The organism is Bacillus sp. 1NLA3E (assembly GCF_000242895.2).
Lineage (GTDB): Bacteria > Bacillota > Bacilli > Bacillales > Cytobacillaceae > Bacillus_BU.
The window spans coordinates 3,470,232-3,493,795 of sequence record NC_021171.1; the positions used below are offsets into that span (position 1 = coordinate 3,470,232).

At 37.8% G+C, this 23,564-nt stretch carries 23 protein-coding genes and 1 other annotated feature; of the genes, 3 read left to right on the top strand and 20 right to left on the bottom strand.

The window, feature by feature from the left end; all coding sequences use genetic code 11:
* Positions 1–23 precede the first annotated feature (23 nt).
* Complete coding sequence (locus B1NLA3E_RS16620) at positions 24–1,340, bottom strand: DEAD/DEAH box helicase (RefSeq protein ID WP_015594997.1); 1,317 nt, start codon at positions 1,338–1,340, stop codon at positions 24–26.
* 210 nt (positions 1,341–1,550) lie between these two features.
* On the opposite strand from B1NLA3E_RS16620, the gene vrrA reads away from it, so the two are divergent.
* Both vrrA and B1NLA3E_RS16630 read left to right on the top strand, forming a co-directional pair.
* Positions 1,551–2,396: a VrrA/YqfQ family protein gene (gene vrrA, locus B1NLA3E_RS23355; RefSeq protein ID WP_015594998.1), complete on the top strand. Its 846-nt coding sequence runs from the start codon at positions 1,551–1,553 to the stop codon at positions 2,394–2,396.
* A gap of 402 nt (positions 2,397–2,798) precedes the next feature.
* Positions 2,799–3,740 (top strand): 4-hydroxy-3-methylbut-2-enyl diphosphate reductase, encoded by a 942-nt coding sequence (locus B1NLA3E_RS16630; RefSeq protein ID WP_015594999.1) that lies wholly within the window; start codon positions 2,799–2,801, stop codon positions 3,738–3,740.
* Positions 3,741–4,167: 427 nt separating this feature from the next.
* Here B1NLA3E_RS16630 and B1NLA3E_RS16635 read toward each other — a convergent pair whose 3' ends face one another.
* From B1NLA3E_RS16635 to yqfC, 19 genes are all read right to left on the bottom strand, one after another.
* On the bottom strand, positions 4,168–5,283 hold the full coding sequence (locus B1NLA3E_RS16635; protein WP_015595000.1) for a Nif3-like dinuclear metal center hexameric protein: 1,116 nt from the start codon (positions 5,281–5,283) through the stop codon (positions 4,168–4,170).
* Positions 5,280–5,990, bottom strand: coding sequence for a tRNA (adenine(22)-N(1))-methyltransferase (locus tag B1NLA3E_RS16640; RefSeq protein ID WP_041580625.1), 711 nt, complete (start codon positions 5,988–5,990; stop codon positions 5,280–5,282). Before B1NLA3E_RS16640 ends, B1NLA3E_RS16635 begins: the two co-directional genes overlap by 4 nt.
* A 291-nt stretch (positions 5,991–6,281) precedes the next feature.
* The gene (cccA, locus tag B1NLA3E_RS16645) at positions 6,282–6,644 is read right to left on the bottom strand and encodes a cytochrome c550 (RefSeq protein ID WP_041580626.1); all 363 of its coding nucleotides are present in this window, start codon (positions 6,642–6,644) and stop codon (positions 6,282–6,284) included.
* Between the two features lie 388 nt (positions 6,645–7,032).
* A complete protein-coding gene (rpoD, locus tag B1NLA3E_RS16650) occupies positions 7,033–8,160 on the bottom strand; it encodes an RNA polymerase sigma factor RpoD (RefSeq protein WP_015595003.1) in 1,128 nt (375 codons plus the stop codon).
* 45 nt (positions 8,161–8,205) lie between these two features.
* Complete coding sequence (gene dnaG, locus B1NLA3E_RS16655) at positions 8,206–10,008, bottom strand: DNA primase (RefSeq protein ID WP_015595004.1); 1,803 nt, start codon at positions 10,006–10,008, stop codon at positions 8,206–8,208.
* A gap of 80 nt (positions 10,009–10,088) precedes the next feature.
* Positions 10,089–10,478 carry a DUF188 domain-containing protein gene (locus B1NLA3E_RS24235; RefSeq protein ID WP_015595005.1) on the bottom strand — a complete coding sequence of 130 codons (390 nt, stop codon included), beginning with the start codon at positions 10,476–10,478 and terminating at the stop codon, positions 10,089–10,091.
* A gap of 324 nt (positions 10,479–10,802) precedes the next feature.
* Positions 10,803–11,618 (bottom strand): pyruvate, water dikinase regulatory protein, encoded by an 816-nt coding sequence (locus B1NLA3E_RS16670; protein ID WP_015595006.1) that lies wholly within the window; start codon positions 11,616–11,618, stop codon positions 10,803–10,805.
* 31 nt (positions 11,619–11,649) lie between these two features.
* A complete protein-coding gene (locus B1NLA3E_RS16675; protein WP_187292113.1) occupies positions 11,650–12,282 on the bottom strand; it encodes a helix-turn-helix transcriptional regulator in 633 nt (210 codons plus the stop codon).
* A 221-nt stretch (positions 12,283–12,503) separates the two neighbouring features.
* Positions 12,504–13,886 carry a glycine--tRNA ligase gene (locus B1NLA3E_RS16680; RefSeq protein ID WP_015595008.1) on the bottom strand — a complete coding sequence of 461 codons (1,383 nt, stop codon included), beginning with the start codon at positions 13,884–13,886 and terminating at the stop codon, positions 12,504–12,506.
* Positions 13,887–13,944: 58 nt separating this feature from the next.
* Positions 13,945–14,114, bottom strand: a binding site (T-box leader).
* A gap of 87 nt (positions 14,115–14,201) precedes the next feature.
* On the bottom strand, positions 14,202–14,960 hold the full coding sequence (gene recO, locus B1NLA3E_RS16685) for a DNA repair protein RecO (RefSeq protein ID WP_015595009.1): 759 nt from the start codon (positions 14,958–14,960) through the stop codon (positions 14,202–14,204).
* Positions 14,961–14,992: 32 nt separating this feature from the next.
* Positions 14,993–15,136, bottom strand: coding sequence for a YqzL family protein (locus B1NLA3E_RS24240; protein ID WP_015595010.1), 144 nt, complete (start codon positions 15,134–15,136; stop codon positions 14,993–14,995).
* A 164-nt stretch (positions 15,137–15,300) separates the two neighbouring features.
* Positions 15,301–16,221, bottom strand: coding sequence for a GTPase Era (gene era / locus B1NLA3E_RS16690; protein WP_015595011.1), 921 nt, complete (start codon positions 16,219–16,221; stop codon positions 15,301–15,303).
* Entirely contained in the window at positions 16,214–16,612 is a 399-nt protein-coding gene (locus B1NLA3E_RS16695) for a cytidine deaminase (RefSeq protein ID WP_015595012.1), read from the bottom strand. Before B1NLA3E_RS16695 ends, era begins: the two co-directional genes overlap by 8 nt.
* Positions 16,613–16,861: 249 nt before the next feature.
* Positions 16,862–17,245 carry a diacylglycerol kinase family protein gene (locus tag B1NLA3E_RS16700; RefSeq protein ID WP_015595013.1) on the bottom strand — a complete coding sequence of 128 codons (384 nt, stop codon included), beginning with the start codon at positions 17,243–17,245 and terminating at the stop codon, positions 16,862–16,864.
* A complete protein-coding gene (ybeY, locus tag B1NLA3E_RS16705) occupies positions 17,223–17,693 on the bottom strand; it encodes an rRNA maturation RNase YbeY (RefSeq protein ID WP_015595014.1) in 471 nt (156 codons plus the stop codon). Before ybeY ends, B1NLA3E_RS16700 begins: the two co-directional genes overlap by 23 nt.
* Positions 17,690–19,873 carry an HD family phosphohydrolase gene (locus tag B1NLA3E_RS16710; RefSeq protein WP_015595015.1) on the bottom strand — a complete coding sequence of 728 codons (2,184 nt, stop codon included), beginning with the start codon at positions 19,871–19,873 and terminating at the stop codon, positions 17,690–17,692. Before B1NLA3E_RS16710 ends, ybeY begins: the two co-directional genes overlap by 4 nt.
* A 139-nt stretch (positions 19,874–20,012) precedes the next feature.
* Positions 20,013–20,984, bottom strand: a complete 972-nt coding sequence (locus B1NLA3E_RS16715; protein ID WP_015595016.1) for a PhoH family protein — start codon at positions 20,982–20,984, stop codon at positions 20,013–20,015.
* Positions 20,981–22,174, bottom strand: a complete 1,194-nt coding sequence (gene yqfD / locus B1NLA3E_RS16720; protein WP_015595017.1) for a sporulation protein YqfD — start codon at positions 22,172–22,174, stop codon at positions 20,981–20,983. The genes B1NLA3E_RS16715 and yqfD overlap by 4 nt, the downstream gene beginning before the upstream one ends.
* 15 nt (positions 22,175–22,189) lie before the next feature.
* A complete protein-coding gene (gene yqfC, locus B1NLA3E_RS16725) occupies positions 22,190–22,474 on the bottom strand; it encodes a sporulation protein YqfC (RefSeq protein ID WP_015595018.1) in 285 nt (94 codons plus the stop codon).
* A gap of 444 nt (positions 22,475–22,918) precedes the next feature.
* Between yqfC and B1NLA3E_RS16730 the strand changes: the two genes are divergently transcribed.
* Entirely contained in the window at positions 22,919–23,512 is a 594-nt protein-coding gene (locus B1NLA3E_RS16730) for a YdeI/OmpD-associated family protein (protein ID WP_015595019.1), read from the top strand.
* Positions 23,513–23,564 lie beyond the last annotated feature (52 nt).

Genomic DNA, 23,564 nt, shown 5'->3' on the forward strand with positions numbered 1-23,564 from the left:
TCGTCCTCCCCTCTCACCAGATGTTATTTATTTCCGCGATTTAACCGTCTTTGGCGTTTTTCGACTTTTTCTACTTCTGCTTGCATTTTCTTTTTGTAGCCAGGTTTTACTTTATTAGGTTTACGGACATGTGCTTTAGCTTTTTCTTTAATTTCATCGTTTTGTTTTTGACGACTTTTCCGCTTGTTACGCTCCCCTATTACAGCCCATTCTCCCTTTTGGATATCAACATGCTTGAACTGAATACCCATTTTTTCAAGACGAATCAATGCATCCTCATCAGATAGGTCATAAATAGTGAGTGCCACTCCAGAATTACCAGCCCTTGCTGTCCTTCCAACGCGGTGCACATAAAAGTCCAAATCAGCTGGTAGCTCGAAGTTAATAACGTGGCTTACACCATCAATATCGATGCCACGTGCTGCAAGATCTGTAGCTACAATGTATTGGAATCCTAAATCCTTCACTTGCTTCATGACCTTTTTTCGTTCACGAGGAGTTAAGTCTCCGTGGATTCGGCCAACTTTTAATCCTTTTTGAATAAGAGCATCTGCCACTTCATCAGCTGTCCTTTTTGTATTGGTAAATACAATCGCCAAGTAAGGGTTTAAAAGCTTTAACGCCTCGTAAGTTAAGGTTACCTTATTTCGATGACGTGAAGGAAGCAATAAGTGTTCAATCTTTTCCGCAGCGATGTGTTTTGGTGCAATATGAACAAATTGGGGATTTTCCATGTATTTCTTTAAAAATGGTTTTAGCTTTTCTGGAATAGTAGCCGAGAATACGAACATTTTTAGCTTCCCTGCCATTCTTGAAGCTACTTGGTCAACATCCTCGATAAATCCCATATCCAGCACTAAATCTGCTTCATCGACAACTAGAATATCTGCAGTAAAAACAACTAGAGCCAGATCTTTCACAAGCTCATTGATTCTCCCTGGAGTCCCTACGACAATATGAGGCTGAATTTTTAATTTTTCAATCGTCCTCTTTTTATCCGTCCCCCCCATATAGCAACGGGCGGTAATTTCTTCTCCAGGTCGACAATGTGCAGTCATTTTAAGGATTTCCCTGTAAATCTGATCTGCTAGTTCTCTGGTTGGAGCTTGAATAACTGCCTGTACTTCTGGACGGGTCCAGTCGATTTTTTGCAGGATTGGTAAAATGTATGCATGCGTTTTTCCTGTACCTGTTTGCGATTGGCCAATAGTGCTTTCTTCTTTTAAAACTAATGGTATGATTCGTTCTTGGATTTCAGTTGGTTCACGGAACCCCAATTCTTTTATTGCATCTATTATGAACGGTTTAAATTCATATCGATCAAACTTGGTATTATTCATTTTTTTTTGCTCCTTATTTTTCTCTAAAAACATCCATCATTTTATTATAATAAAGTTTTCGATAAATCTCCACTTATCTTATTAGTATCCTCATCAACTATCGAAATATGAACCAACATTATTCATTCGAGCCTTCCGCTTTCTACCTAACCCTATGGAGGTTCACTGCATACTGTAAAGAGAAAGAGTGTGCGAAAGGAGGTATGAGACATGCCACAAAGACAACAAATGCCATTTAATTGGGGGATACCCACTAATCAAATGGGTCAATTTCAACGCCCCCCTTTTAATCCGGGAATGAACAGACCTATGGGGCAAATGGGTCAGATGGGTCAGATGGGTCAAATGCCACGAATGGGGCAAATGCGGTCACCCCAGGGCAGCCAAGGTGGGGGAATCCTTTCAAGGCTACTAGGTAAAGGAAAAACGGCAAGGGGAGGATTCCTTGGAATGAACCCCATGGCCGGTGGAGGAGCAGCACCTGGAGGTTCCTTTTTAAAGTCGTTCACCAACCCAACTGCAATTTCTGGATTTCTAAATAATACCCAACAAGTACTACGGGCTGCTCAACAAATCGGACCGATGGTTTCACAATACGGACCACTCATGCGGAATTTACCAGCCATGTGGAGGCTATACCGTGGATTAAAAGATGGAACAGTAGAAAACGCAGAAGATCAGGATGATCAATCTACAGAGTCAAAGGGTAAGGATGAATCATCAAGTACTTCGAAAGATAAAAAAACTTCTAGAGCAGAATCTCGTCAGTCAATCATTCGAAAAAGTAAACCTTTAACAGCCAATGGTGTAGAGAACAGAGATTTTAGTGGTAGAATGGCAAACGAGGAAGAAAGTCAGGATAATCGAAGCCGAAAAAGAAGGAGAAGCACTAGCGCCACCGAGGATAGGAAGAATAAAGTCCAAATCACAAACAAGTCCCGTGAATCGGTAGCCAATAAAGAAAGGAAAGGTCATTCTACTGAATACGATTGGGATGATGAGTCAGAGGATAAACCGATTCAAAAAGGAAACTCTATCCCAAGACTTTATATATAATTATGTTATGGATTCCATGACACTATTGATGCTTATTTTAAGCTGCCCATAGCCTACCTGGCATATATGAGCAGCCTTTTTGTTGTTTGGAGTTTTCGATAAATTTCTTTATATTCCGCTATGTTAAAGCTCATTGTTGGTTTTGCGCACATTTTGATTGGTGTGGATACAGCGAGACTCCTGTGTGGGCGGAAGCTGGTCTTTGGAGAGCCCGCTGAGGAGGCTCCTGGACCGTCCTAATATGCTTTCTAGTGCCTGCAGAGGTAATCCACAGACATGTTCAATACAACCTCATATAAAAGCATTCTTCGAATATCCACGCTTTTGAATTCTATTGAGAAGTCTTATATAATAAATAAATATAAAAGGAGTTATTTATGTAAATTAGGGGGAAACAAATTCATGAATGTTATTAAAATTTCACCACGGGGATATTGTTACGGTGTTGTCGATGCTATGGTCATTGCTCGAAATGCCGCTTTAGATAAAACTTTACCTAGACCAATTTATATACTAGGGATGATTGTTCACAATAAACATGTTACCGACGCCTTTGAGGAAGAAGGAATTATTACCTTAGACGGAAAAAACCGTCTTGAAATCCTCGAGAAAGTAGATAAGGGTACCGTTATTTTTACTGCACATGGGATTTCTCCTGAAGTTCGTGAATTAGCTAAACAAAAGGGATTGGTGACAATTGATGCCACTTGCCCTGATGTGACGAAAACTCACAACTTGATTTTGGAAAAAGAAAAAGAAGGTTACCAAATTATTTATATAGGAAAAAAAGGACATCCTGAGCCAGAAGGAGCTGTCGGAGTTGCACCTCACGCAGTCCACTTGGTAGAAACAGTGGCAGATGTCGAGTCGCTCACATTATCTGCAGATCATATTATTGTGACCAACCAAACAACCATGAGCCAATGGGATGTCAATCACATCATGGAAACAGTAAAAAATAAATTTCCTCATGTTGAAATCCATAATGAAATTTGTATGGCAACTCAAGTGCGCCAAGAAGCAGTGGCGGATAAAGCGAGTGAGGCTGATGTATTAATTGTGGTTGGTGATCCCAAAAGCAATAACTCAAACCGGCTCGCCCAAGTTTCTGAAGAAATTGCTTCAACTAAGGCCTACCGAATCGCAGATATTACTGAATTGAATTTGGACTGGTTAAAGGATGCAAAGACGGTTGCTGTTACTTCAGGTGCCTCCACTCCTACACCTATCACTAAGGAAGTCATCACGTTTCTTGAACAATTCGATCCAGCTAATGAGTTGACTTGGGTAAAAGAAAAGAAAGTTCCCTTAAATAAGATTTTACCGAAGATAAAGAATACTTAAGAAATGGCGAATAGACTGTCGAGAAACTCTCGACAGTCTATTCTTTTACCTAAAAAACTTAGTAATTCACCGCGTTATAATATTATTAATAATTATTAATAAATAGGCTGTTCACTAGGTCTGTTGATTTCCGTTCCAGACGCTTCGCTTTCCGCGGGGCGGGCGGTGAGCCTCCTCGGCGCTTAAGCGCCTGCGGGGTCTCACCTGTCCCGCTGCTCCCGCAGGAGTCTTCGCGCCTTCCACTCCAATCAACAGGTCCGTTAACATAGAACTCATATTAAAATTGGCATTTAATGTTCTAACAAAATGAAAAATTGCCAAGAAAATAACCTTTCTCGAAAATAAGAGGCTATCTCAAAAGACAGCCTCTTATTTTTTAAGCTCTGTTGACTTTTATTCTTTTTCGGACACTGCCTTCCGTCCATCATCAAACAAACTGAAATGGATCGGTATTGAGCTCTGACGGGAAGATATTAACTTCATAGCCCTTTTCACCACACATTTTCTCCAAAACATTTGTGACCCCCTGTTTCATCACCATTTCAACGTGATGACCTGGATCGATGATATTTAAGCCCGAAAGCATCGCATCATGGGCAACATGATAGTACATATCGCCTGTTACATACACATCTGCACCTTTAAACTTTGCTTGACTCCAATACTTATTACCGTCACCACCTAGAACAGCAACCTTTTTAATTGGAGTTCGCAAATCCCCTACTACGCGGATGCCGCTTAGTCCAAATACCTTTTTCACATGATTAGCAAAATCCCCCAAGCTTATTTCAGCTACCGTTCCTATTCTGCCAAGACCTAGCTGTTCCCCTTTATTATCCAAAGGATAAATATCGTAAGCCACCTCTTCGTATGGATGGGCCTTTAGCATGGCAATTAGTACCTTTTTTTCGATTGATTCCGGAAAAATTGTTTCAATACGATCCTCTTGAACCGCTTCAACTACTCCGGGACTTCCGATGAACGGGTTTGCCATCTTTCCGGGAAGAAAATGACCTGTTCCCTCACCGCTATACGTACAATGACTGTAGTTTCCAATTGCCCCTGCTCCAACTTCACCTAAAGCGTTCCGAACCTGTTCATTATGTGTTCTAGGTACAAAAACAACTAATTTTTTTAATTTCATTTCATAGGTTGGTACTAACAGTTCTACATTTTGCAAACCAAGTGCTTCAGCCAAGAGGTCATTGACCCCACCGCTGACAACGTCCAAATTTGTATGCGCAGCATACACAGCAATGTCATGCTTAATCAATTTTTCGATAGTCCGCCCTTGGGCTGTGTCGGTGGCTATTTTTTGTAAGGGGCGGAAAATAGGCGGATGATGAGCAATAATTAATTGAACATTTTTTTGAATCGCCTCATCTACAACATTCTCGAGTAAGTCTAACGTAATCATGACGTTTTCAACCGGTTTGTTTAAGCGTCCTATTTGCAACCCAATTTTATCTCCTTCCATGGCATAACCTTTCGGAGAAAATTGCTCAAACAATCCTATGATTTCATGACCATTGACCTTTTTCATGCTTTTAAAGCCCCCTCAACAATCTTTATTTTTTGCAAAAGCTCCTGTCTTTTTAACCTATTTTCAGGTTTATCCCCTGCATGTTCAATTGCTGCCAAGATACGTTGCCAATTTTCCTTTTCTCCTTGCCATTTCTGCTTAAACGCCTCATTTTGCTGTCTTTTTAAGAAAGGACCGAGTAATAGTCCTTCTTCAATATCATCGTCGTAGCACGTAAGAGGATCCCCCTGTTCCGCAACAAGTATTTCATAAACCTTACCGTCTTCAGAAATAATTTCTTCATCAATAAGTTTCCATCCATTATTTATTAACCATTTACGGAGTGTACTAGAGCCCACATTTGGCTGTAGGACTAATCGTTTTATCTTTCCTAGCTTAGACTTACCTCGTTCTAAAATAGCGGATATCAGTGCCCCCCCCATCCCACAGATCGTAATACAATCGACCTCATCATGTGCAATAACCTCGAGCCCATCACCTAGCCGAACAAATATTTTTGACACAAGCCCCTCAAGTTCCACCTGCCTGACAGCGGATTGAAACGGACCTTCTACTACCTCACCAGCTATTGCGAAAGGAACAATTCCTTTTTGGACAACATGACAAGGAAGATAGGCATGGTCTGAGCCAATATCCGCTAATCTAAAACCATCCGGAATATATTTAACAACCGTTTGTAGTCTATGCGATAATATTTCAGTATTCATAAGTACCCACACTTTCATTCATTTGCTTTTATATTGGCTCTGTTAAACAAGAATGTTGATTTCCGTTCCAGGCACTCGCTTTCCGCGGGGCGGGCGGTGAGCCTCCTCGTCGCTTAAGCGCCTGTGGGGTCTCACTTGTCCCGCTGCTCCCGCAGGAGTCTTCGTGCCCTCCACTCCAATCAACATTGTACAAAATATCAACATTGAGCTTTAACACAGCCTTTATATTAAATAACACTCTCCTAAGTATAGAAAAAGTCCCTTGCATATGCAAAGGACTTCTTCTAAAGGTTACTTTAGGGTCTTTAACCATTTTACCATTTCAGGTGCTTTATCCTCAGAAACTAAACCAGGAGGCATTGCATTTTTTCCTTTTGTGATGATGGTTTTAATTTCATCATCAGATCTACGAGTACCTACCCCTTTTAACTTTGGACCAACGCCACCTTGATATTGGTCCCCGTGACAACCGATACAGCTCTTTTGATAGATGTCTTCTGGTTTTTCAGCAACTGTTTCAGTTTTCGTCCCGCCACCATCTTTCTCTTCAGCAAGATCTTTTGCATCCCCTAGCCCTTTGAATGATAGCAAAAACATTAACCCAATTCCAAACACCATGATGACCACGAACGGAATGATCGGATTACGATTCATCATTTTACCCTCCTATGTAATAACGATCAGTAAATAAGTCTTACAAACAATTCTATTTTACTTGAAAATTCAAAATAGGAAAAGCCCTAAAGTAAACTTTATCACAGGAAGTTACAAAGATTGTATAAATAACCATAATAATTGAACTGAAATTCATATTGAATACGCTTTCATTTACAGTTATAATCAAAGTAGGTATTCTAAATATTTAAAACATTCAGAATTTGTTTCACCCGTTTTTAGAAGTCATTTGCAAACTAAAAGATAATTCAGTAAAATAATATCAAATAATGTTGAAGTGTATTTTAGATGCCATCCTAAAGTTGTTTCAAACAGATAGAATAAAAAAATAGCCTACTTCAAAGGAAGTAAGCTATTTTTAATAACTTTATTCTAGAAAATCCTTTAAACGTTTACTACGACTTGGGTGTCTAAGTTTTCGTAGTGCTTTGGCTTCAATTTGGCGAATCCGTTCCCGAGTAACACCAAAGACCTTACCAACCTCTTCAAGTGTCCTTGTGCGGCCATCGTCTAAACCAAAACGAAGACGAAGTACATTTTCTTCACGGTCAGTCAATGTATCGAGCACATCTTCCAGCTGTTCTTTCAACAACTCGTAGGCAGCATGCTCAGAAGGAGATGTGGCATCCTGATCTTCTATGAAATCACCAAGATGGGAATCATCTTCTTCCCCGATTGGAGTTTCTAAAGATACAGGTTCTTGAGCTATTTTTAAAATTTCACGAACCTTATCAGGAGTTAAATCCATATCCTCGGCAATTTCTTCTGGAGTTGGTTCACGCCCAAGATCCTGAAGTAATTGTCTTTGAACCCTGATCAATTTATTAATTGTTTCAACCATATGCACTGGAATACGAATCGTTCTAGCTTGGTCGGCAATTGCTCGAGTGATGGCCTGACGAATCCACCATGTAGCATACGTACTGAATTTAAAACCTTTTCGATAATCGAATTTTTCAACTGCCTTAATTAGCCCCATATTGCCTTCTTGAATAAGATCAAGGAAAAGCATTCCGCGTCCAACATAACGCTTGGCAATGCTGACAACAAGCCTTAGATTAGCCTCGGCAAGACGTCTTTTTGCTTCTTCGTCGCCTTCTTCAATTCGAGTTGCTAAATTGATCTCCTCTTCAGCTGAAAGTAGATCGACACGGCCAATTTCCTTTAAGTACATTCGAACTGGATCATTGATTTTAACACCTGGAGGTACACTGAGGTCGTTTAAGTCAAACTCTTCCTCATCCTCTTTCGATAAATCCGGACCACTCGGGTCCTCATCATCACTATCTCCATTTAATTCAATCCCCTGGTCCCCTAAGAACTCATAAAACTCATCCATTTGATGAGAATCTAATTCAAACTGAGCCAATTTCTCTGCTATGTCATCATAATTAAGGACACCTGTTTTTTTACCAGTTAGTGTTAACTGGTCCTTCATTTGTTCCAGGGTCATCTCTGAATCAACCTCTTTTGAACGGGCTGGTTTTTCAGCCATATGTCCCCCTCCTTCCAAAAATCAAAGAACAATCGATATTGATATCTATAGCGACTTGCGTAGTTGAATGATTTCCATTGCGATAGCAGCTGCTTTAGAAAAATCTTTTTGACGTTCCGCTTCTTTTTCTTCTACCACTTTTTCTTTTATCTTTAACATTTTTTGATAATTCAACACCTGCTTGATATAATCAGATAATTCCTTTTCGGTTAATTCCTCATTAACCAACATCATTTCGATCTCAGTTACAACTCTATGAAGACGATTATCATGAATAAAGTTTAAAAATAAACTGGGATCTGGTTGATTTCCTTCTTCGTAAAAACCAAGTAAGTAAGTAAAAATAGCCTGGTGCTCATCAATGTTAAAGGTATTTCCTTGCAGTAAATCTTGAACTCTATATGTGACCTGACTGCTTTTTAGCATGTGTGCAATTAAATGCCTTTCCGCATTATGATATGCAGGCTTTAATTGATCTATTTGTTTTTTGATCAACATTGGTGGTCGTTGTTCTTTTTTCGGTGTTCCTTTTTTTTCTTGATTAGCACCACTGTAAATCTGTGATTGTTGTAAAAGTGCATCCAAGGAAAGTGAAAATTCATTCGAAATCTGCCGTAAATAATGGTCCCTTTCTACGGCCTTTGATAATTTGCTGATTTCTTTTATTACTTCTTCGATATAATGGAGACGTTCTCCTTCATGTTGAAGATTTTTTCCACGGCGAAAATAAAGAAGTTTAAAGGACATAAAAGTGACACTAGCCCCAATTACATCATTTAGAAACTTGTCTGCTCCAAATTGTTTGATGTAATCATCAGGATCTAGTCCGTCTGGCATAATTCCTATTGATACGTTGATACCTGCATTTGCCAGCATATTACCAGCTCGAAAGGCCGCTTCAATACCTGCATGGTCAGCATCATAACAAATTGTTACAGACTGGCTATTTCGACGAATCATTTCTACATGTTCTTCTGTGAGAGATGTACCCATTGTGGCAACGCCGTTTACTACACCGGAACGGTCTGCCGCTATGACATCAGCAAAGCCTTCAAAAAGCACAGCTTGTTGGTGCTTTCGAATATGCGACCTTGCTAAATGATAGTTATATAAAATTTTACTTTTATTAAAGATTGCCGTTTCGGGACTATTTAGGTATTTGGGGTCTTCGCCCCCGAGCGATCTCCCAGAAAAGGCAATCGTATTTCCATTTCGATCAAAAATCGGAAACATGATACGGTTTCGGAACCTGTCAAGCGCGGCACCATCCCGTTCTCTTTTTGCAATCAATCCGGATTTTTCTAGCAGTTCAAGAGTAAAACCCTTTTTTGTTAAAAATTTGACGGTGTAGTCCCATGAGGACAAGGCATATCCAATTTGGAATTTTTCAATTGATTCAGTTGTAAATCCTCTTGATAACAAATACTCAAGAGCATGCTGACCATCTTTTGTATTTATTAACAAATGATGGTAAAATTTACGTAATAAATCGTGGGCATCCAACATTAATTGGAAATCCTTTGGGATCGTTTTAGCGGGAAGGTTAGTCTGAATCTGGAGATCGATGTTTGCCTTATCTGCTAACTTTAACGCTGCTTCTTGAAATGTTAGTCCATCCTTTTCCATTAAGAATGAAAATACGTTTCCCCCAGCACCACATCCGAAGCAATGGAAAATTTGCTTATCGGGCGAAACCGAAAATGAAGGGGTGCCTTCACCATGAAAAGGACAAAGTCCAAAATAATTGCGTCCTTGCTTCTTCAGTTGAACATATTCGCTTATAACATCCACTATATCAACTGATTGACGAATTTGATTAATTTTTTCTTCGGCAATTAATTCTGCCATGAAAACAACACCATCACAATCCTGTTACAAAAGAATTTTTCCAAATTTCGACAAAACCACAGTCGATTGTTTGATAAATCTCAACCGATCCCCCTTGGAATATGGTTTTGGACCTTTTCCATAATATCCATGACGGCGGGCCTTGCTGAAATGAATCTCAAATCAAGAGCTGTATCCATGTCTTTTTCTTTGTACAAAATTCCTTTTGGAGAGAGAACAGAATTCTCCTTTGGCAAAAGAGTGGAAGCTACCCTAATATCCTGGGTAACAACAGTATCCTTCTCCTCCTCAACATAAATCCAACATTCATCAAACGAGTAGTTGGACATGTGTCCATAAGATGTAACAAAAATAACCTCAAACAAGAATTCCTTTGCAACTTCCAATATTTCATGTTTGACTGGACGTGGCATCGACAAAAAGAGTCGTTTAGTTAATTTTATTACTAATAATTCTACATCACTCCACATATTCCTTCTTTTGAGATCAACTTTTAAATAGGGAAAAGTGTCGATTTTTTTTTAGTTGGTCTCCTTGACATCTCACAATAAATAGTTTATTCGTTCACAATCAACTCTAAACCTATTTCTGATACTTTTTATCACAAATTTTTATTATAGTATAAAACATTGCGTTTTTCTATTGAATTTAATAAAAAAATTTGAATCAAAGCCTCTTTAATCAGAGATTTTACAAAACCGACACAATAATTAATTGATTTTAATAAGATTTCGCTTGTCCCATAGAAAAGACTGACACCCTTCAGTGCCAGCCCTAAAGTAATTCTACATTCATTACCCATGTACCTTCTTTTGATACAAATTCAAAATAACATTTGCAGTTTCTTCAACTGCTTTATTAGTTACATCGATTACAGGACAACCAATTTTAGCCACGACTTTTTCAAAATAAGCTAACTCCGCTTTGATCCGTTCAATGTTAGCATAGCTTGCACTATCATTTAGTCCAAGGGAAATTAACCGTTCTCTTCGTATATGATTTAATTTTTCAGGACTTATTTTTAATGCAAAGCATTTATCTGGTGCAGATTTAAAAATTTCTTCTGGGGGATCCACTTCAGGTACAATGGGGACATTTGCTACTTTTAATCTTTTGTGAGCTAAATATTGTGAAAGTGGCGTTTTTGAAGTTCTTGATACACCAATTAAGACGATATCTGCTTTAATAATCCCACGCGGGTCTCGTCCATCATCATATTTAACCGCAAATTCAATTGCCTCTACTTTTTTAAAGTATTCTTCATCTAGCTTACGTACAAGTCCCGGTTCATTTGCTGGTGTCTTTCCACATAGCAACTCGATTTGGTCCATAAGTGGTCCAATCAGATCGCAAGCATGAATGTTTTCCCTAATTGCAATTTCCCGCATATAGTTGCGAATCTCTGGTTTAACCAATGTATATGCAAGCATCCCTCGGTCTAATTTCACTAAAGAAATTACCTCATCTATATTTGTCTTATCTTCTACATAGGGAAATCGTTTAATTGTTACATTTGCACCATTAAATTGGCTAATTGCCGCTTTGGTAACTAACTCAGCTGTTTCCCCCACTGAATCAGATACAACATAAATAATTGGTAGCTTATTCATTCCTTTAAACCATCTCCTAGGGTTGTTTAGCCTATTCTCCCGATGCAAGAGCGACAAAGGCTTTTGTAATGTTCGTTTTCGTTATCCGTCCAATTACTTCAAAACCCTTTTCCGTTTCTTTTACAACAGGTAAGGCATCAATTTGTTTTTCAATTAATTTGATTGCAATGTCGATTAACAGCTCTTCTCTTTGACACATTGTTATATTAGGCATTCTGGTCATGATAATATTTACTGGCAAAGCTGCCAATTCCTGTTTGCCCAGGCTTGCTCTTAGCAAATCTTTTCTAGATAAAACCCCAACCAAAATCGACTCCTGGTCCACGACAAACAATGTTCCGACATCCTCAAGAAACATAGTAACAATAGCATCATAAACAGAGATATTTTCATGAACCACGACTGGAATGGACTGATAATCTTTTACATATATTTTTTTTAGATTTTCTGTTAATAGCTGAGCTCCTGATTTTCCGGTATAAAAATATCCCACCCGAGGTCGTGCATCTAGAAACCCTGCCATAGTCAATATAGCTAAATCCGGCCTAAGAGTCGCTCGTGTTAAACCTAGTTGATCAGCTATATGTTCACCTGTTATTGGCCCGTTTTCTTTTACAATCTGGAGAATTAGATCTTGACGCTTATTAAGTTCTATTTTCCTCACCACCTTTTTAGAATGCGGATGCGGCTTTTAACTCCGAGCCCCTTGGCCGCTGATCTGACAACTAATGTCGAAAAATTTATATTACTCTTAACAAGGCTATACTATATAAAAATATTATATACTATTAAATCTAGATGAGAAGAACTGAATCCATGTGTTTATTGAAAAAAGTGCGGATATTCCGCACTTTTTCCTTTTCTTCTTCACAATTTCCTTCTAAATTAGAATTCAATTTTGCTTTCGATGAATTCAACTAATTTTGAAATAGGTAGACGTGTTTGTTCCATCGTGTCACGGTCACGAACGGTTACCATTTTGTCATCTCTAGAATCAAAGTCAAACGTGATACAGAAAGGAGTACCGATTTCATCATGGCGGCGGTACCGTTTTCCGATAGATCCTGACTCATCATAATCAACCAAGAAATGCTTAGCTAATAGATCGTACACTTCATTTGCGTCTTCTGATAATTTTTTAGAAAGTGGTAAGACTGCTGCTTTAAAAGGTGCTAATGCAGGATGTAGGTGCATAACAGTTCTTGAGGTGCCATCTTCCAATTGTTCCTCATCATAAGCATCAATTAAAAAGGCAAGTGTAACACGATCTGCACCTAATGATGGCTCAATGCAATAAGGAACATATTTCTCATTTGTTTCTTGATCTAGATAATGGAAATCTTCACCCGAGAATTCCATATGTTGCTTTAAATCATAATCGGTTCTGGAAGCAATTCCCCATAGCTCACCCCAGCCAAACGGGAATTTATATTCAAAATCAGTGGTCGCATTACTATAGTGAGATAATTCTTCTTCACCATGATCGCGCAAACGTAACTTATCAGTGCTCATTCCTAGCGATAATAGCCATTGCTCCGCAGTCTGTTTCCAATAATCAAACCATTTCAGCTCTTCACCTGGCTTACAGAAAAATTCTAATTCCATTTGTTCAAATTCCCTTGTTCGGAACGTAAAATTACCAGGTGTTATTTCATTACGAAAGCTTTTACCAATTTGAGCAATTCCGAACGGAAGCTTCTTGCGCATCGTTCTTTGCACATTTTTAAAGTTAACAAAAATGCCTTGGGCTGTTTCAGGGCGAAGGAAAATTTCGTTCGTACTCGACTCAGTTACCCCTTGGAAGGTTTTGAACATCAAATTAAATTGACGAATACCTGTGTAATCAAGACTTCCACAATCGGGACAAGCAATTAGATGCTCCTTAATTAACAATTCCATTTTCTCAAATGAAAGTCCGTCAACTACCATTTCAATGCCTTTTTCATCAAGAGCATTTTCAATTAATTTATCAGCACGATGTCTCGCTTTGCATTTTTTACAGTCAATCATAGGATCGTTAAAGTTTCCGATATGGCCAGATGCTTCCCATGTTCTTGGATTCATTAAAATTGCAGCATCAAGACCTACGTTATAGCGAGATTGCTGTACAAATTTTTTCCACCAAGCCCGTTTAATATTATTTTTAAACTCAACTCCTAATGGTCCATAATCCCATGTATTTGCCAAGCCTCCGTATATTTCCGAACCCGGAAAAATAAAACCTCTGTGTTTCGCATGGGAAACAATTTGCTCCATATTAACGCTCATCATCCATACTCCCTTTCATTTACCAAATAAAAAAACTCTCGTCCCTATGCATAAAATGCATAGGGACGAGAGTTAACCCGCGGTTCCACCCTATTTGCTGCTAATAAGCAGCCTCTTCATAACAAATTGCTCCAGAACGCCTTCCTTAATGCTTTATATCTAGCTCCCACCATTCTAGACTCGCTTTATTAAAGGTAATTAAGTACTTCTTTCCTTCTCTGCAACATATTAAATTTAATTCGATGTTAAAGGATAGAAATTATATTGTCAAGGGAGAAAAGTGAAAGCAACACACAATGCCGTTGTAGTGACATGTTACGATAGCATATCTCTCATTTTATCCATTTGATTTAAAAATTTTTTTGTTTTTAAATGTAAACCGGAATACTCATCATAATATGCCGTTATTACCTTTTTCAGTTCCGCTTTTGTTTCAGCTTTCACGTCAATATTTCCTAACCGTGATAAATCAAAATAATAAAATATCCTTAGAAGTTTGACTGTGGCTGGGGTAATTTTCAAAGCATACCGATCTTTATTTACACACTGATGACATATTAAACCGCCTTCTCTAAGAGAAAAAGAAAAATGTCCATCTGTATTTCCACAAACTGAGCACTGGTCTAAACATGGGTGTAAGCCGAAAAGATCCAACATCTTCATCTCATAGATATTCGCCATAATATCTAAATCGTATCCCTCATTCATTAAGTTCAGCGTTTGGTAAAGCAATTCAAACAAAAAAGGATTAGGGGTTTTTTCATCTACCGTTGCTTTATCAGTTAATTCAACAACATAACTTGCGTACGCTGTAATAAAAATATCCTCGCGAATGGACCTTAGGGAAGAGATTATTTCACCTTGTTGAAGGCTTCCTAATCCACTTCCTTTTTGAATTAGGAAGTATCCATATGTAAAAAGCTGGGTGATAGCTGAAAGTCGACTATTTGGCTTTTTCGCTCCACGAGCCATCACACCAATTTTCCCCCATTCGCGTGTATATAGAGTGACAACCTTATTGGTTTCACCATAATCCGTAGTTCTAATGACGATGCCTTCACATTTTTGAAGCATTAGCAGTCACCATCCACTGCTATGACACCAACCTACGAAATGGGAAAATCAATTTCTGCTAGCTCATCATCCTGATTACCGGGTATTTCTGGTTTTTCCTTCTCAATTTCCTTGAAAAGAAGATAAGTATCAATATTACCTGTGCTTGAAAAAACTTTCCAGGTAAAATCTAACATCGAAAACCCCACCTTTCAAATATTCAACTAGCAATTCCTAGAATCCCAAATCCCTTACAATTATCATAGCCTGTCAAATGAAAATCATGAGACGAAAAAATTGTAAATTGGTATCATGCATAAATTTCGTTCATTGCAAATAGTTTAATTAGGGTTGCAAATCATTAATATTCATCATCCCTAAAACCAAAGTCTCTTAGCTGTCCCATTTTATTACGCCAATCTTTTTGTACTTTTACCCAAAGCTCTAGGAACACTTTTGATCCAAGCAGATTTTCAATATCCTTACGCGCTCGTTGACCAATTTCCTTAAGCATTTTCCCTTGTTTGCCAATGATGATTCCTTTTTGGGAATCCCGTTCGACAATAATTGATGCCATTACATGAATCGTTCCCTTTTTATCAGATCGATCAAGTTTCTCCATTATCACGGCGATAGAATGGGGTACTTCCTCATGGGTTAATTGAAGTGCCTTTTCCCGTATTAATTCAGTTATGATAAATCGTTCAGGATGGTCTGTTACCTGGTCTGCTGGGTAATATTGTGGTCCTTCAGGTACATACCGTTTTATTTGTTCTAACACTTTTTCAATATTATTACCTTGAAGAGCAGATATTGGAACAATTTCTGCAAAATTATATTTTTCTTTATATGAAACGATGATTTCAAAAAGCTTATCAGGATGAACTAAATCAATTTTATTGATAACAAGAAAGATAGGGGTTTTCACTTCCTGGAATTTTTCAAGAATAAATTCCTCACCGCGTCCAAAGCCTTCCTCAGCATTCACCATAAATAGAATTAAATCTACTTCCCTAAGAGTGTTAATTGCCACTTTCATCATAAAATCGCCTAGTTTATGCTGTGGTTTATGAATCCCTGGCGTATCAATAAAAACCAACTGGGCATCATCGGTAGTTAGAACACCCTGCACCTTATTCCTTGTTGTTTGTGGTTTATCGCTCATTATTGCAATCTTTTGACCAACAACTTTGTTCAAAAACGTTGATTTCCCAACATTTGGTCTGCCAATTATTGAAACAAATCCCGATTTAAAATTTTTATTACCTGTACTATTAATCATTCAAATCCTCCGGTGAAAAAGCTCCGGGCAGCAAGTCTCCGACTGACGTTTCTCGGATGTCCCCTTTAAGGTTGGATAAGACCACCAACATGTCTTTTGAGCAAAACTCTGAAATCACTTGACGACAAGCTCCACACGGAGAAACTGGCCCCTCCGTATCAGCAATAACAGCGAGCATCGCAAACTCCGTGTCACCGTCTGAGACCGCTTTAAACAATGCCGTACGCTCTGCGCAATTAGTCATGCTATAGGCGGCATTTTCAATATTACAGCCATGGTAAACTTTCCCGTCAACTGTCAAAAGAGCAGCTCCAACTTTAAACTTCGAATACGGAACGTAGGCTTTTTCTCTTGCTACTTTTGCTTCTTCAATTAATTGTTTTATATCCACAACTATTCTCCCTTTCAGAAGTGAGATCGCTGTATCATTATTGTATCTTATTTTTGCGATCTTTTCACCGTTTGTATCAAAATCACAACATAAATAGTTTGAATTTTCTAAAAATTATAGTGTTTTATTTTATGCAACACCATGTTCTGTTATTTTAACTAAATGCAGGAGTGATTTCAAATCCACAAAAAAGCATTAAATATTATAAGAAAATTAGAGTACAAAAAGAGGCTGATTCTGTTCAGCCCCTCATCCAAATATGTTTAATAACTTTGGAATAAAAATGATCAACCCAATCAAAACTGAAAGGATTGCGTAAACCAAAACGGCTCCTGCCGCGATATCTTTTGCTTGTTTGGCTAGTGGATGATCCTCTTTTGTCACCAGGTCAACAAGTCTCTCAACTGCTGTGTTCAGCAATTCAAGCGTAATCACTCCACCGATAGCAAGAAGAACAAATAGCCATTCGGTTGTCGTCAATTGAAGCCAACATCCCAGTAAAATAACCAACAAGGCGGCAACAAAATGAATTTTTAAATTTCTTTCATGTTTAAACGCGTGAATAATCCCTTGTATCGCAAAGGAAAAGGACTTATAAACCTTTTGGACCTTAGCGTTGAAGTCCGTACTCATCGAGGACTTCCTTTTGTTTTGAAAACATTATTTTTTCGTCTTCGCTCGTTTCATGATCATATCCTAACAAATGCAAAAATCCATGGACCGCAAGGAATCCTAACTCTCTTTTAAAAGAATGGCCATATTCAGCTGCCTGTTCATCTGCCTTAGAAACAGATATGATAATATCGCCAAGAATTCTAGGAATATCCAGCCCATTAAGTTGGATTTCCCCTTCGCCTAACTCTTCCATCGCAAAGGAAATTACATCAGTGGGCTGATCTTTTCCCCTGTACTCACGATTAATTTCTTGAATCTTCTCGTTTGTAACAAACGTTACCGATACTTCACTATCGTCTTCAACTTCTTCAAGCCGTGCTGCCAAATCTAATAATTCTTTAACAATTTTTATATCGTCATCATTAACCTTTTCTGTCTCATCAATAAAATCAATAATTAAACTCACGCTTGATTCACCTTCTGTTTTATGATTTCTGGGTACTCGATCCTTGAATGAAATATACCTCTTAATGTGTCATATAATGCTTGTGAAACTGTTTCAAGTTCCTTCAATGTTATATCGCATTCACTAAACTGATCATCTTGGAGGCGATCTGAAATAATTTTTCTAACAATTGATTCAATTTGTTCATGTGTTGGATGAATCATTGACCGTACTGCTGCCTCCACGCTATCAGCAATCCCAATAACAGCTGCTTCTTTTGTTTGTGCTTTTGGACCTGGATAACGATAATCGGCTTCGTTTGTTGTCTCAATGCCACTTTGGGTAGCCTTGTGGTAAAAGAATTGTAATAGTGTAGTTCCATGATGTTGTTCTGCAATATCAATGATTTCTTTCGGCATTTTTTTTCTCCGGAGCATTTCTGCTCCATCAATAACATGTGAAAGAATAATATTCTTGCTTGTTTGCGCCGGAATTCGATCATGTGGATTTTGAATGTTCATTTGGTTTTCAATAAAAAATTGTGGTCTTTTTGTTTTTCCTATATCATGATAATAACAACCAACTCTTGCCAATAAACCATTGGCTCCAATTGCCTCACAAGCCGTTTCTGCTAGGTTTGCCACCATTACACTATGGTGGTAAGTACCAGGTGCATTGGTTAAAATCTTCCTAAGGAGTGGATGATTAGGGTTCGATAGCTCAATAAGCTTCATCGTTGATAAAATTCCAAATCCTGCTTCAAAAAATGGTAATAATCCAATCGTTAATACCGCTGACCCAATCCCTGATATAAGTGCACCGACTAAATAAAAACCATATTCCATTCCAGAATACTGGCCATTCCGCAAAAACATTAAGGATAGGATGACCAAAATATTTACCACTGTAACCAAAAGTCCGGCCTGCAAAATTTTAGTTCGATTATTATGTTTACTTAAAAATAACACACTTGCAAGTCCGCTAATAACCATATATATCGAAACGGTTACTTGCATCGTTCCTGTTATCCCTTCGTTAAAAATGATGCTTCCACAAATAGCTAAAATAACTGAAAAGGCAACTGCCATCCTTTCGTTTATTAACAATTTGATTAACATTGCGCCCATCGCCGAAGGAAAAATATAACCGATATCAGAGAAATTTAATTGTAAAAACAAACTTAGGATCTTCATGATTGAGATAGATAAAATTAAAATAATACTCACAATTAAAACATATGTTTGTTTCATTTCTTGCTTAATATTCAAAATATGAAAGAAGTAATACAATCCACCCAATAAAACAGCTAGGATAAGCGCTAAGCCCAAGAATGGTTTCAGCGAACTGTTATGAGCAAGCAAACCCACAAGATCTAACTGGCGATATATGTCACGGCTGATTAATTGACCCTCTTCAACTAAAATTTGGCCTTGAAGAATTTTTACTGGTTCAACACCCTCAATTGCCAGTTGGCGCATCTCTTCGGTAGCATTTGGATCATAAAATTCATTTTGAATAATGGCATATCTTCCGAGTTCAATCGTTGCATTCTTTAAGCTACTATTTAAACTAGTGTACTTCAATTCTTCTTCAAGTCGTTTTTTAGTATTTTCAACATTATCTGCTGATATCCGAGAATTCATAACGTTATTGATTGCGGTAATGGCTAAATCTTTCGAAATCGATAATTCATCCTTTGAAGATTGTAATAGCGCTATAAAGACAGGATCTGAAATCTCCTTGGTAACATTTTCAGTAAGTTTACCCTTTAATCTAGTCAATTGATCTGAAATGGATGGTGCACTATCTTTTACTGTTCCACCATCTGAAACGCTCTCTTTTTGCTTTTGATTCATTTCATCGGCAACTTCTACCTGAACTTCAGAAACGGAATCAAAAATGGACGTGATTAAATCAACTCGATTTTGCGTGTATTCTTTTTTTAATATATAGACATCCTTTACCTGATCAAGTGCTTCCTTGCGTTTTTTCTCAGTACTTTGTTTGTCCTCAACCGTTATTGGTGATCGGATTGTCTGTTCAGCAACGGAAAACAAAGTAAGATCAAGCTTTTCTGGTTTTATGTTACTGTACATTTCTCCAAATAGAATCAATCCAAGAATCAAAAATATAAAAATTTGAAACAAGGTTTCACCGAATAAATTTTTTATTTTTGCAAGTTGAAGCTGAATTTTCTCCAAAACTAACTCCTCCTACCATGGCTGAAGCCCGATAGCACATTATGTTATGTAACATAATATCAGTTTTTTGAAAAAGTTTCATCTTAAATAATTAAAACAAATTCGTGCATAAATGCAAAAAGCAGACTCAAATGATGAGTCAGCTTTTTGTTGTATCTTCTTTATCATAGGCGGTAATAATCTTTGCAACTAATGGATGGCGGACTACATCCGAAGCCTCCAGATAGACGATGGACACTCCTTTAACATCCTTTAGGATGTTCTCTGCTTCAATTAAACCAGATTTTACTCCTTTAGGAAGATCAATTTGGGTCCTGTCACCCGTTATCACCATTTTGGAACCAAATCCAAGACGAGTTAAAAACATCTTCATTTGCGCATGAGTCGTGTTTTGCGCCTCATCTAAAATGGCAAATGCGTCATCTAGTGTTCTACCCCGCATATACGCTAAAGGTGCTATCTCAATCGTTCCACGTTCAATCATGCGAAGTGTATGCTCCATACCTAAGACGTCGTGCAAGGCATCATATAAAGGACGTAAATAAGGGTCAACCTTTTCCTTTAAGTCACCTGGAAGAAAACCGAGACTCTCCCCAGCTTCAACTGCAGGTCTTGTTAAAATAATCCTTTTTACTTGACCATTTTTCAAGGCGTTAACGGCCATGACTACTGCTAAATAAGTTTTACCTGTACCCGCAGGACCAATCCCAAAAACCAAATCGTTTTCTTTTATCGAAGTAACATAGTGGCGCTGGCCGAATGTCTTAACTCTTATCGATTTTCCTTTGGCATTTTTGGTGATTTCTTCTTCGTATAATTCACCAAAATAATCAAGAGTACCTTTCATTACCATTCCCACGGCATAACTAACGTCTCTTTGACTTATGGTTATTCCCTTTTTAATGACTTCAATTAATTTATTAATTACTTTTGCTGCAAGTTCCAACTGTTCGGCGGGTCCAGAAATAGTTAAACTTTCCCCCCTTGTAATAATGGATACCTGAAGTTCTTGTTCAATTACTTTCAAGTTAGCATCTGAATTACCAAATAACGTAATCGCTTCATTTTGATTATTTAATTTGACGTCTACTGTTTTTCGCTCTTCTGTCATTCTTCGTCTCCTTGAATTATGGGTTGGCTTTCTGCTATATTCTCTATAATTTGGAAATGTATTGATAAAGTAACTTTACCATTCTCAATAGCTTGGTGTAAAACATTTTCACCTTTTATTGTAGCATCTTCAGTTAGCTTACTTTTTATATCCTTTCTGGCAATTTCCTTTGCCATGTTAACTGCTTCCTCGTTTGAATAAATTCTTGTTACTTGTTCCTTCTCCCTTAAGGTGATGCTAATAAACGAAATAGGGAGTTCCCACTTAAGGAAGCGAATACGATGATTAGTTAAATCAGTTTCATATTCGGAAAACCTTGTCTTTCCATAGCCCCAAATCGGTATCGATACATTTCCCACCTTTATAAAATACTTCCTTTTTTCGTTTCCATTGAACACTTGAAAAGTACTATTTAGGGGGAGTTCAACACTTGACTTGAACCAGGTTTCGCCCATTATTTCACCTTTTGACGAAACTTGAACTTCCTGCCCTTCTTTTCCAATCACCCCAGAAACGAGTAGTTGCCCTGGAACTACATGCTCGTGCACACTGACAAGCTGTTTTCCCTTTTCTACGTATATTTTCGTGATAACAGCTTCTTTTTTTGCAACTAAATTTTGAGGTCCAACCACTTTTGGTTGCTCAGGTTCCTTCTTTTCTACAACCTGTAAATGGAAAGTTGTCCCCTTTAATTCCACGCCAACCCAAGTTAGCGCTTGAATATTATTGGTTAATTTCCTTTGAATCGTCTCAACATCATCAATGAAAAACTGAAGCCTCCCCGTCTTGATTCCCATCTTGTCCAATTGTTTGTAAATCTTATATTCTGTGGCTGGGTTAGCGCCACTAATTTCTACTCGCCAAACCATGTTTGATAAAAACAGTACGATGAATAGAAATAAGAACGCCCCTACAAAAATCCCACTGTTTCTCAAAAGTTGTTTAAATAAAAACGGAAAACCAATTCTTTGTTGAAAGGAAATCGAACAGCCACTATTTCTAGCAGCCAGTCGTAGTTTTTTTACATCATTTAGTTTCATAAACAAGATAACTGTTTCTGCACCGTGCCTTTTAACGTTCCAAACTGAAATACCACTTCTAATTAATTTATTAATGAATCTTTCAATCCCTTTCCCGGTAATTTTCACAGAAACAATACCGGAATAAAACTCGATCCATTGGTTCTTCATTGCTCTCCTCCTGAATCACTCATTTATATAAATTACTTGATCTATTTTTCCTTCAAGTAGAATTTCTTCCGGCAATATCATTTTAATAACAAAAGCCTTACCTTTTACTAAAAGTTGGCCCTGTTTTAACAGTAAACGAAGCTCTTTATCGGAAAAAGTAAGTAATCCACGGTGGTTCTCAACATAAATATGAATTTGTCCAACCATCGTAATCCTGGGCAAATCCATCATGACATCTGAGGGAAGATCCATTTTTTTCGTTATCCAGTCGCGAACAAATTGGCCCCATTTTTTTGCCATAAAAAATAGAACCCCCTTCCATCTCATATGTATATAATTTGTATATAGGAAGTCCATGATAAGTTCCTTATTCAATTGTATTAAGATTAGAAAGCCTTTATGACATTACTGTACACACCTTTGTTTCTCTTCCTGATTACTAAATGATGATCAATACCACAATTAAAATGAATCAATCATTTCTCTCTTGATATTTTTGATTGTTCCTGATTTCCGTTTTCCCACGTTTATCTAATATGCCGACAAGTTCAAATAAAGAACCACTAACCATCATACATAACTTAAAGTAACGGGGCATATTAGCGACATAAGCTCCCTGTAACTTTCCAATCCACGTCTGCTTGACACAACACCAATTAATGTCCTATTATGCATTGGACACCAGCCGGAGAATGATCATACTTGACTGGCAGCTGATAGAATAATGAATAGGGGTGTTCCTTGATGACAAATAGTAAAATGAATCCTAAGGTTGATGAATTTATTAGTAAGGCTAACAAGTGGAAGAAAGAATATGAGAAGTTGAGAAATATCGTTCTTGACTGTGAGCTGACCGAAGAATTTAAGTGGATGCATCCTTGTTACACGTTTGAGAAAAAAAACATAGTTTTAATACATGGATTTAAAGAATATTGCGCACTTCTATTTCACAAAGGTGCCTTATTAAAGGATGCCCATGGGATTCTAATCCAACAAACGGAGAATGTACAGGCGGCGCGCCAGATTCGGTTCACCAATACTCAAGAAATAGTTGAGATGGAAACCATTTTGAAATCCTATATTTATGAAGCCATTGAAGTTGAAAAAGCCGGTTTGGAAGTGAATTTTAAAAAGAATACAGAAATCATAATTCCTGAAGAACTTCAAAATAAATTCGATGAAATCCCTGCCGTAAAAACTGCTTTTAAAAGCTTGACGCCGGGACGACAAAGAGCATACATTCTTCATTTTTCAGGGCCCAAACAATCCAAAACTCGAGAGTCAAGGGTTGAAAAATGTATACAGCAAATTCTCAATGGAAAGGGATTAAATGATTAGATGAGAGTAAAAGAACCCCCCATTCATTTCAAAATTTATGAATTGAATGGGG